Annotated in this window: 9 protein-coding genes and 1 pseudogene; 5 read left to right on the forward strand and 5 right to left on the reverse strand. The window is 38.4% G+C overall.

From position 1 onward, the window contains the following. From ACP5P5_RS13035 to ACP5P5_RS13055, 5 genes and pseudogenes are all read right to left on the reverse strand, one after another. Positions 1–359, reverse strand: a pseudogene (locus ACP5P5_RS13035) (GMC family oxidoreductase); the annotation flags it as partial. A 90-nt stretch (positions 360–449) separates the two neighbouring features. After that, entirely contained in the window at positions 450–2,168 is a 1,719-nt protein-coding gene (locus tag ACP5P5_RS13040) for a GMC oxidoreductase (RefSeq protein ID WP_428286550.1), read from the reverse strand. A gap of 25 nt (positions 2,169–2,193) precedes the next feature. Continuing rightward, positions 2,194–3,873: a GMC oxidoreductase gene (locus ACP5P5_RS13045; protein WP_428286551.1), complete on the reverse strand. Its 1,680-nt coding sequence runs from the start codon at positions 3,871–3,873 to the stop codon at positions 2,194–2,196. 73 nt (positions 3,874–3,946) lie between these two features. Beyond that, positions 3,947–4,828 carry a hydroxypyruvate isomerase family protein gene (locus ACP5P5_RS13050; RefSeq protein WP_428286552.1) on the reverse strand — a complete coding sequence of 294 codons (882 nt, stop codon included), beginning with the start codon at positions 4,826–4,828 and terminating at the stop codon, positions 3,947–3,949. A 28-nt stretch (positions 4,829–4,856) separates the two neighbouring features. After that, entirely contained in the window at positions 4,857–6,143 is a 1,287-nt protein-coding gene (locus ACP5P5_RS13055) for an MFS transporter (protein WP_428286553.1), read from the reverse strand. Positions 6,144–6,430: 287 nt separating this feature from the next. Here ACP5P5_RS13055 and ACP5P5_RS13060 point away from each other — a divergent pair, with 287 nt between their 5' ends. From ACP5P5_RS13060 to ACP5P5_RS13080, 5 genes are all read left to right on the forward strand, one after another. Further along, positions 6,431–7,597 carry a Gfo/Idh/MocA family protein gene (locus tag ACP5P5_RS13060; protein WP_428286554.1) on the forward strand — a complete coding sequence of 389 codons (1,167 nt, stop codon included), beginning with the start codon at positions 6,431–6,433 and terminating at the stop codon, positions 7,595–7,597. A 90-nt stretch (positions 7,598–7,687) separates the two neighbouring features. After that, complete coding sequence (locus tag ACP5P5_RS13065) at positions 7,688–8,743, forward strand: sugar phosphate isomerase/epimerase family protein (RefSeq protein WP_428286555.1); 1,056 nt, start codon at positions 7,688–7,690, stop codon at positions 8,741–8,743. Positions 8,744–8,778: 35 nt separating this feature from the next. Then, positions 8,779–9,204 carry a c-type cytochrome gene (locus ACP5P5_RS13070; RefSeq protein WP_428286556.1) on the forward strand — a complete coding sequence of 142 codons (426 nt, stop codon included), beginning with the start codon at positions 8,779–8,781 and terminating at the stop codon, positions 9,202–9,204. A gap of 71 nt (positions 9,205–9,275) precedes the next feature. After that, entirely contained in the window at positions 9,276–10,019 is a 744-nt protein-coding gene (locus ACP5P5_RS13075; RefSeq protein WP_428286557.1) for a 3-keto-disaccharide hydrolase, read from the forward strand. Positions 10,020–10,107: 88 nt separating this feature from the next. Continuing rightward, positions 10,108–10,557 (forward strand): nucleoside deaminase, encoded by a 450-nt coding sequence (locus tag ACP5P5_RS13080; protein ID WP_428286558.1) that lies wholly within the window; start codon positions 10,108–10,110, stop codon positions 10,555–10,557. Positions 10,558–10,703: the final 146 nt, after the last annotated feature.

The following is a 10,703-nucleotide window of genomic DNA, read 5'->3' on the forward strand; positions in this document are numbered from 1 at the left end:
CCTCGTATCCAATCAAAAGGCTTTTCCTGCACATAAGGATGTTCAACATCTTTCACAAAAAAATGATTAGTGGCCTCACCAAATGCATAACAGCGTGCCACTACAGGATTCTCGGCAACTACTTTCAAAGGCATTCTTCCACGATGCGGAAAATCCCATGGGTTTAAAGTTGCAGTTGGGTAATCTTTAATGTGTACAACATCTCTACCGCGTTCCAACAAAAGCGTTTTTAATCCCTTTTCGGTTAATTCTTTCGTAGCCCATCCGCCACTAATACCTGAGCCAATTACAATAACATCGTAAGTGTTTTGCACTTTGGCTTTAGTATTTAAATGTATGTTAGTAGTATCCTGTGGCATATTTATTTTTTTACCAACGTACAGTACTTTGTGCAGCTTCTGTTGTGTCACTCACTTATACGTTCTTGTCATTATTCAACAATAAGGTTATTAAATATTATTCTTCTTCAATTCACTTACAGCATAATCTGCAGCCCTTGCAGTAAACGCCATATAGGTTAATGATGGGTTTACGCAGGAAGATGACACCATAAAGGAACCATCTGTAACAAATACATTTTTAGCATCCCAAATCTGATTATATTTATTTAATACAGAGGTTTTAGGATCATTCCCCATTCGGGCTGTGCCCATTTCATGAATACCATGCCCCATTGCATGACCACTATCCCAAGTGGTTACATTTGTAGCGCCAACAGCAGTTAACATGGCAGCCATTTCCTGAACCATATCTTTACGCATGGCTTTTTCATTTTCCTTAATTTCTGCATCCATTGCTAAAACTGGTAAACCCCATTTGTCTTTCACTTGCTTATCAAGCGTAATTTTATTTTCATGATAGGGCAATATTTCACCAAAACCGGTAGCACCTATTGTCCATTCGCCGGGTTCAGTCAATGCTTCTTTAAATGCTGCGCCAATATGTAATTCTGCTATATTTCTACTCCAACCTTCTCTGCTTGCACTGCCCTGATAGCCAAAACCACGCAAATAATTCCGCTTATCATTGTACAAGTTAGCAAATCTGGGAATATAAAATCCGGTAGGGCGGCGACCACCATCATAATAAATATCTTCAAAACCCGGCATTACACCCGATGCACCACAATTGTAATGATGATCCATAATATTATGACCCAATTCGCCACTGTTGCTTCCCAAGCCATCGGGCCAAATATCAGTAGCAGAATTCATTAGCAACCAAGCTGAGTTTAGAGCAGAGGCATTTAAAAAAATTATTTTTGCCTGATAAGTATAAGTTTGATTATTCTCTGCATCTAACACTTCTACACCGGTGGCTCTTTGCTTGTCTTTATCATACAAAATTTTAGTAACAATACTAAAAGGCCTAACCGTTAGTTTACCGGTTGCCATTGCTGCCGGCAAAGTACTTGATTGAGTACTAAAATAACCGCCAAATGGACAACCTTCCCAACACCTATTTCTAAATTGGCAATTGGTGCGGCTTTGAATAGGCTTTGTAATATTTGCTACCCTACCAATAAACAAATGACGCTGATTGTTATACTGCTTTTTTATACGAGCAGCTACTTCTTTTTCAACACAATTTAAAGGAATAGGCGGTAAATACTGGCCGTCGGGCAAATGGGGTAAGCCTTCCAAAGATCCACTAATGCCCGCAAATTTTTCAGCATAATCATACCAAGGTGCAATTTCTTTATAACGCACCGGCCAGTCAATAGCAATACCATCTTTAGCATTGGCTTCAAAATCAAAATCGCTCCAACGATAGCTTTGACGTCCCCATAGCAATGAGCGACCACCTACCTGATATGAACGCCACCAGGTAAAAGGTTTTACTTCAACATAAGGACAATCTTGTTCATTTGTCCAGTAATCCATTACAGCTTCACTGGCAGCCCACCCACGATGAATAACGGGATAGGCCTTACGTTGTGCTTCGGTTGTTCTGCCTCTATGCGGAAAATCCCAGGGATTCCATAGCGCTGTTTTATAATCCTTAATATGCTCAATATTTCGGCCACGTTCCAACATCAGTGTTTTTAACCCCTTTTCGGTTAATTCTTTTGCAGCCCATCCGCCACTAATACCCGAGCCAATTACAATAGCATCGTAAGTATTGGCAGCATTCGCTTTGTTATTAATATTGGGTTCGTTGCCGGGCATATTTAATTTATCAATTAAAGCTTGTCTAAATGTTTCCTTTTTTCAGCTCATCTACCGCATAATTTGCAGCTCTTGCTGTAAAGGCCATGTAAGTTAACGATGGATTTACACAAGAAGCAGAAACCATGAATGCACCATCGGTAACAAATACATTTTTCGCATCCCAAACCTGGTTGTATTTGTTCAACACAGAAGTTTTAGGATCATTACCCATACGGGCAGTACCCATTTCATGAATACCACGGCCTGGTGTACCATCCCCATCCCATCCTTGCACATTTTTAACGCCGGCAGCTTCTAACATTTCAACTGCATCATTCAGCATATCTTTACGCATCTTCAATTCATTCTCTTTCAATTCGCAATCAATAGCCAATACCGGTAAACCCCATTTATCTTTTTTATTTTTATCTAATGTTACTTTGTTTTCATGGTAAGGTAAAATTTCACCGAAGCCACCCATACCCATCGTCCATGTACCGGGTTCAGTTAATGCCTCTTTAAAAGCAGCACCAATACTTAATTCGGGGATATTGCGGCTCCAGCCTTCACGGCTTCCGCCACCTTGGTAACCAAATCCACGAAGGTAGTCGCGCTTATCACCAAATAAATTTCGGTAACGAGGTATATAAATACCATTGGCCCTTCTACCATAAATGTATTTATCCTCATATCCATCTACAATTCCCGAAGCACCTACACCTAAATGATGGTCCATTAAGTTATGTCCTAATTCACCGCTGCTACTGCCTAATCCATCGGGCCATATATCGGTGGCTGAGTTCATTAATACCCAGGCGCTATTCAAAGTAGAAGCGTTTAAGAAAACAATTTTTGATTTGTATTCATACGTTTGATTGTTCTGCGCATCAAGTACTTCAACACCTGTTGCCTTTTTAGTATCCTTATCGTACAAAATTTTAGTAACAATACTCCATGGTCTTAAGGTTAAATTACCTGTTTTTTGAGCGGCAGGTAATGTAGCAGATTGCGTACTGAAGTAAGCGCCAAATGGGCATCCCAACCAACATTTATTTCTGTATTGGCAATTGGTACGTCCTTCGTGCGGTACGGTAATATTGGCGGTACGACCAATAATCATGTTACGTGCACCCTTATAATGGTCTTTAATTCGTGCAGCCACATCCTTTTCTACACAAGTCATTTCCATGGGTGGCATAAATTGGCCATCGGGTAGTTGCGGCAAGCCATCACGGTTACCACTAATACCGGCAAACTTTTCTACATAATCATACCAAGGTGCAATTTCCTTGTAACGTACCGGCCAATCAATGGCAATACCATCTTTAGCGTTCGCTTCAAAATCAAAATCGCTCCAACGATAGCTTTGGCGGCCCCACAACAAAGAGCGTCCACCAACATGGTAGCCCCTAAACCAATCAAACCGCTTAATTTCAGTATATGGTGATTCTTGTTCATTCACCCACCAATCAACATTAAATTCATTCAATACATAATCGCGCTTTAAAACAGGATGATCTTTAATCATTTGTTGGGTAGGCCTGCCTCTATGAGGAAATTCCCAAGGATCTTTATTGGCATTTACATAATCTTTAATGTGCTCAATGTTTTGGCCACGCTCTAACATTAACACTTTTAAACCTTTTTCGGTTAATTCTTTTGCAGCCCATCCGCCGCTAATTCCCGAACCAATTACAATTGCATCAAAATAATTATCTGCCATAATCGCTGTTCAATTAAAATGTTATAAATTTATATTATTCGTTTTTTATTTTTTTCTTTTCCTACTCAAAAAATTAAACATCACAAATAGCAATTGCTTTTTTAAGTGATTCAATTTTATTGTTACCAGTTGGTATAAATTCCTGAGCAACAAAATCATTAAAACCGGTTGCTACAATTGCTTTCATAATAGCCGGATAATACAGTTCCTGTGTTTCATCAATTTCATGACGCCCGGGAACGCCACCGGTGTGGTAATGACCAATGTAGGGATAGTATTGTTGTATGGTTCTCATAACATCACCTTCATCAATTTGCATATGATAAATATCATATAATAATTTAAAATTAGGCGAACCCAAACGTTTGCAAAGTTCAACACCCCAAACGGTATGATCGCACATATAATCTTTATGATCAACTTTGCTATTCAGTAATTCCATTACCAGCGTAACATTATTTTTTTCAGCAAGGCCAATAATTTGTTGCAATCCTTTTACACAATTATTCCAACCGGTTTCATTATCCATACCTCTTCGGCTGCCACTAAAACAAATTAAATTTTTGTAACCGGCTTTGGCTACTAATTCAATATGTTCCTTATAACGCGGAATGAGTGCGGCATGAAAACGGGTATCAGCCCATCCATCAGTTAGGTTTAATTCAGCACCATTACACATGGATGAAGTGAGGTCATATTTTTTTAATGTTGCCCAATCAGCGGGGCCTACCAAATCAATGCCTCTTATACCAATTTGTTGTGCAGTGTGGCACAACTCATCTAATGGCAGGTATTGATAAGTCCACCTACATACTGCATGATTAATATTGCCTTTTAAAGCAGAGTACATATTAGCATACGGCTTTTCATATTTCAAATTAAGCAATAAGGGGGCTGCAGCAACTGTTGCTGTTCCGGTAAATAAAGTTTGAATGGCTTTTCGTCTATTATACATATTCATTCAATAAAAGGAACAAAAAAGATTATGCCATTGATACCATACGTTTTTTTTGACTTCTTTTATAAAAGAACAATGCTGCAAATGCTATAATTAAAATAATAGGTATGGTAAATGTGGCATTTATGATTGCTGGGCCGGCTAATTTTTTGGCTTCATTTAATTGATTAGCCAAATCACTGCCCGGGGCAGCCTCCATAAAAGTCTTAATATCAACATTTGAAGGTAAATGTGTAGCCAATAAACTATCATAATAGCTACCCATAAACATCATGTAAACTGAAACGGCAAACATACCTGCACCACCCATTAAATTAAGACCAACAGCACCGGTTTCAGGCAGGTTTTCAGAAACAAAACCCAACATGGTTGGCCAAAAATAACACACCCCCAAACCAAATACCAACGCACCTATAAACAATAAATTACCTGTTGTATGACCTAGTATATATAAACCAATTGCAGAAAAAACTGCAGAGAAAAATAACACACCTGCAGGTGATAAGCGATGCACCACCGGGCCGGCAAAACCTCGGCCCACAACCATTACACCTGTTTCAATGGTTAATAAAAGAAGGGCATTATCACTTACGTTTTTCAATAAAACATCTATCCATTGTCCGGTAAATAATTCTGTAATGGCAGTTCCGAACATTAAAATAATCATGATAATAAATAATGGATTGAGCAAAGAACGATACATTTTGGCTGTACTTACCCCTTTTGCTACACGTTCGGTTACAGGAAAAGATAATTTGCTAAAAAGATAACCATACAATAATGTAGGTATAATCATTAAGCCAACCTGAATTTGCCAACCTATGCCTACTTTATCTAACAAAAACACCAATAAAGTACCTATTACAATACCACCTGGAAACCATAAGTGAAAGTGATTAAGCTTGGTGGTTTTATTTTCAGGATACAATGAAGTAATGAGTGGATTACAAGCTGCCTCAACAGTACCATTTGCTAATCCTATTAATAGGGTTGAAATGAACAAAGCCATGTATGGACTACTAAACTTTCCGGCATATATGGTTAAAATAATTCCAGCCAAATGAAATACAAACGCAACAATTAATAGCCGCTTCATCCCGATAATATCAACTACAAAACCACCAAAAATAATGGCCAATGGAAAACCCCAAAATGCAGTAGCAGCTATGGCTCCCAGCTCTGCCTTATTTAACTGAAACTGCGTGCCCAAAGTATCTAAAATTCCGGCACGTATACCAAAAGAAAGTGAAGTAACTAATAAGGCCAAACAACTGGCAACAAATAATTTGTTTTTTTGAATGTTTGCTTGCATAATCAATCGTTAGAAAATAGGTTTGAAACTTAAATGTAGAAGTTATTTTCAAAACGGCCACAATTAGCAAGAATTTTGATAAAAATCAATTCCTTTTTTAACGCTTTATAAACCTGTAAAATTATACTGCACAAAGCTTACATTTGATGACATTGTTTTATACAAAGCCATTTAAATAAATTGTTAGCAAGGCAAATGAAGCAATTAATCTTGTTGTAACAACTGCTTATAACCGGCATACAACTTTATTTTGGCTACAGTTTGATTACTAAAAATTGTTTTTAATTATGAAAAGAAAACTACGCATGGGCATGATTGGCGGTGGCAAAGACGCTTTTATCGGCGCTATACATCGCATTGCCGCAAATATGGATGGTTTAATTGAATTAAGTTGCGGTGCACTAAGTATACACCCTGAAATAGCTACGCTTTCAGGTGAAATGTTGTTTTTGCCAAAAGACAGAACCTATTTTAGTTATGAAGAAATGCTGAAAGCCGAAAGCCAATTACCTGCTGATAAACGCATTGATTTTGTTACCATAGTTACACCCAATTTTGCACACTTTGCGCCTGCTATGATGGCACTTGATTTAGGCTTTCATGTTGTTATTGAAAAACCCATGACTTTTTCCTTAGAGGAAGCCAAACAATTAAGAGAAAAGGTAAAACTAACGGGCAAGCATTTGTGTTTAACACATACTTATTCAGGTTATCCAATGGTGAAACAAGCACGTGCATTAATTAAAGCACAGGCTTTGGGAAAAATTAGAAAAGTTTGGGTTGAATATCCACAGGGTTGGTTAAGTAAATTATCAGAAAGAGAAGGCAATGCACAAGCTGCTTGGCGCACCGATCCTAAAAAAAGTGGTAAAAGCGGTGCCATGGGCGATATTGGTACCCATGCTGCCCACTTGGCTGAATATGTTTCCGGCTTAAAAATAACCCATTTATGTGCCGATTTAAATGTTATGGTTGAAGGCAGAGCGTTGGATGATGATGGCAATGTATTACTAAAATTCGACAATGGGGCTACCGGTGTTTTAATGGCATCGCAAGTAGCAGCCGGTGAAGAAAATGCATTAAAAATTAGAATTTATGGGGAAAAGGGTGGTATTGAATGGGCGCAGCAAGAACCGAATACACTACTTTTAAAATGGTTAGATGCTCCAACGCAAATTTTGAGAGCCGGAAGCAATTATGGCCAAGTGCTTTCATCGTTTGCTACCCATAATTGCCGTACACCGGGTGGGCATCCGGAAGGATATTTGGAAGCCTTTGGCAATATTTACCGAAATTTTGCGCAAACACTAATAGCCGAAATGAATGGAGAACAACCTACTGCAGAAATGCTCGATTTTCCATCGGTAGATGAAGGGGTTAGAGGAATGGCTTTTATTGATAGTGTAGTTGCTTCGGCACATGCAACGGAAAAATGGACGCCATACACGGTATAGCATTGACGAATAGTATTACAGAACGTACAAGTGTGCGACGCAACCACAGCCTCATGCTTGTACTTTTGCTGATTTCATAAATTAATTACCATGCAAACAATTAAAGGTCCCGGCATATTTTTAGCGCAATTCATGGGTAATGAAGCGCCATTTAACAGCCTTTCAAGCATATGTGAATGGGCTGCATCACTAGGTTATAAAGGCATTCAAATACCAACATGGGATAGCAGATGTATTAATTTGCAATTGGCAGCAGAAAGTAAAACGTATGCCGATGAATTAAAGGGATTGGTAAATAGTTTTGGTTTGGCAATAACAGAATTATCAACCCATTTACAAGGGCAACTAATGGCTGTACATCCGGCCTATGATGCGTTGTTTGATGGATTTGCACCTAAGGAAGTGCATGGTAATGCTACTGCACGCACAGCATGGGCTGCTCAGCAATTACGCTATGCAGCAAAAGCTTCGCAAAACTTAGGCTTAAATGCACACGCTACTTTTAGCGGCGCATTGGCTTGGCCAATGATGTATCCTTGGCCACAGCGGCCAGCCGGCTTAGTAAAAACTGCTTTTACAGAAATGGCTAACCGTTGGTTACCTATTTTACGATATTTTGACGAGTGTGATGTGGATGTTTGTTATGAAATTCATCCGGGAGAAGATTTACACGATGGGGTTAGCTTTGAAATGTTTTTAGATGCAGTGGAGCAACATCGTCGTGCCTGTTTATTGTACGATCCCTCTCACTTGCTTTTACAATGTTTAGATTACCTTACTTACATTGATTATTACCATGAGCGCATTAAAGCATTTCATGTGAAAGATGCAGAATTTAATCCTACCGGTAAACAAGGCGTATATGGTGGTTTTCAAAGTTGGGTAAATCGTGCCGGACGTTTTCGTTCTTTGGGCGATGGTCAGGTAGATTTTAAATCGATTTTTAGCAAATTGGCCACTTACGATTACAAAGGTTGGGCTGTTTTAGAATGGGAGTGTTGCATTAAAAGTGCCGAACAGGGTGCTAAAGAAGGAGCCCCGTTTATACAACAACATATTATCCCGGTAACACAAAAAGCTTTCGATGATTTTGCAGGTACCGGCGCTTCAGAAGATTTTAACCGGGCGATACTTGGATTAAAATAACTTTGTAAAATTATTTCAACAAAACTTGTTTTTTTATGAAAAAAATTTCTATTGTGTTAAGCATGGCATTATTGGCATATGCCTGTGGAAACAGTAACCAAAGCAGTAATGATCAAAATGCCGCAGCAGGTAATTCCGGATCGACTACCGAAACAGCAGCCCCTGCACCTGCAGCAGCTTCTACTGATTTATCAGACAATCCTGATTATAAAAAAGGTTTGGCTTTAATAGCCAAAAACGATTGTTTAACCTGCCATAAGGTTGACGAAAAATTAATTGGCCCCGCATACCGTGATGTTGCTAATAAATACACTGACAAGGATATACCAATGTTAGCAGCAAAAATTATTAAAGGCGGTTCAGGCGTTTGGGGACAAGTACCCATGACACCCCATCCTAATTTATCGGTAGCCGATGCTGAACAAATGGTGAAGTACATTTTGTTATTGAAAAAATCATAATGTAGCATTTTAAGTAACAGAAAAGGAAATGTGCAGGACTAATCAACTTTTTCTAACTAAAAACAATAACAATGCTTCGTAAAAAAATTTTCATTACAACATTGGGAATATTGGCACTGTATATTTCCTTTTCATTTACCTACATTACACCTGCTTCCATTGCAAGTATTACTGGCCAACAAAAAGGATGGATATCGTTATTTGATGATAAAACCTTTAATGGGTGGCATAGTTACGGAAAAACAATGGTTGGAAAGGCCTGGACAATTCAGGATGGCGCTATTTATTTAAATGCTGCCAACAAAAAAAATTATCAAACTGATGGTGGTGGTGATATCATTACCAATGAATCATTTAAAAATTTCCATTTCAAAGTTGACTGGAAGATTTCAAAAGGCGGCAACAGTGGTATTTTGTTTTTTGTGCAAGACAATCCCGCAAAATACCATGAAACCTGGAATACGGGTATGGAAATGCAAGTTCTAGATAATGATGGGCATCCTGATGGTAAAATTCATAAACACCGTGCCGGCGATTTGTACGATTTAATTGCCTGCAGCAAAGAAACCGTAAAGCCTGTTGGTGAATGGAATACAGCAGAAATTATTGCCGACCATGGCAAGCTGGAATTTATTTTAAATGGGACGGTGGTAGTAAAAACAATTATGTGGGATGATAATTGGAAAAATATGATTGCCCACAGTAAATTTAATGATATGCCGGGTTTTGGCATGTTTCAGGAAGGGCACATAGCTTTACAAGATCATGGGAATGATGTTTGGTATAAAAATATTCAAATAAAATTGTTACCCTAAAAACATTGGGTTAGATAAATTTTTTTATGGGGATTCTTGTCTAAGAATCCTTTTTTTATTTTCACTGCACCTTTTTCAATTTTATAGTATGGATGTTTTAAAAGATGATACCTATTTTATGCGCAAGGCCTTAGAGCAGGCTGAATTGGCTTTTGAGGCAGATGAAGTACCTGTGGGAGCCATTATTGTACAAAACAATGAAATTATTGCTCGTGCCTACAATCAAGTAGAATTATTGAAAGATGCCACTGCCCATGCAGAAATTATTGCCTTAACCACAGCATTTGCCGCAATGGGTGCAAAATATTTACCCGATGCTACCTTATATGTAACCTTAGAACCCTGTTTAATGTGTGCGGGTGCTTTATATTGGAGCAAAATTGGGCGAATTGTATATGGGGCGTCGGATGAAAAAAATGGATACAGCAGATATGGATTAGAACAATATCCATTTCATCCTAAAACTATACTTACCAAAGGAGTTTTAGCGGATGAAGCTGCTTTTTTAATGAAGTCATTTTTTAAAGCAAAACGCTAAAATGATGGATGAGGGTTAGCAATCAATAAACGGTGTTTGAAGAGCACTAGGGAATTGATTTATAGCTATAATAAAAAAGCCTTCTTGTGTACTACAAGAAGGCTAGATAAATACGGCAGCTACCTACTCTCCCAGGGACAAGGCCC

The organism is Hydrotalea sp. (assembly GCF_049968455.1).
Classification (GTDB): Bacteria; Bacteroidota; Bacteroidia; order Chitinophagales; family Chitinophagaceae; genus Hydrotalea.

What these genes read in the sequence shown, in the direction of transcription:
- ACP5P5_RS13040 (WP_428286550.1), bottom strand. Translation starts at nt 2,168, where the DNA reads ATGCCCGGCAACGAACCCAATATTAATAACAAAGCGAATGCTGCCAAT.
- ACP5P5_RS13045 (WP_428286551.1), bottom strand. Translation starts at nt 3,873, where the DNA reads ATGGCAGATAATTATTTTGATGCAATTGTAATTGGTTCGGGAATTAGC.
- ACP5P5_RS13050 (WP_428286552.1), bottom strand. Translation starts at nt 4,828, where the DNA reads ATGTATAATAGACGAAAAGCCATTCAAACTTTATTTACCGGAACAGCA.
- ACP5P5_RS13055 (WP_428286553.1), bottom strand. Translation starts at nt 6,143, where the DNA reads ATGCAAGCAAACATTCAAAAAAACAAATTATTTGTTGCCAGTTGTTTG.
- ACP5P5_RS13060 (WP_428286554.1), top strand. Translation starts at nt 6,431, where the DNA reads ATGAAAAGAAAACTACGCATGGGCATGATTGGCGGTGGCAAAGACGCT.
- ACP5P5_RS13065 (WP_428286555.1), top strand. Translation starts at nt 7,688, where the DNA reads ATGCAAACAATTAAAGGTCCCGGCATATTTTTAGCGCAATTCATGGGT.
- ACP5P5_RS13070 (WP_428286556.1), top strand. Translation starts at nt 8,779, where the DNA reads ATGAAAAAAATTTCTATTGTGTTAAGCATGGCATTATTGGCATATGCC.
- ACP5P5_RS13075 (WP_428286557.1), top strand. Translation starts at nt 9,276, where the DNA reads ATGCTTCGTAAAAAAATTTTCATTACAACATTGGGAATATTGGCACTG.
- ACP5P5_RS13080 (WP_428286558.1), top strand. Translation starts at nt 10,108, where the DNA reads ATGGATGTTTTAAAAGATGATACCTATTTTATGCGCAAGGCCTTAGAG.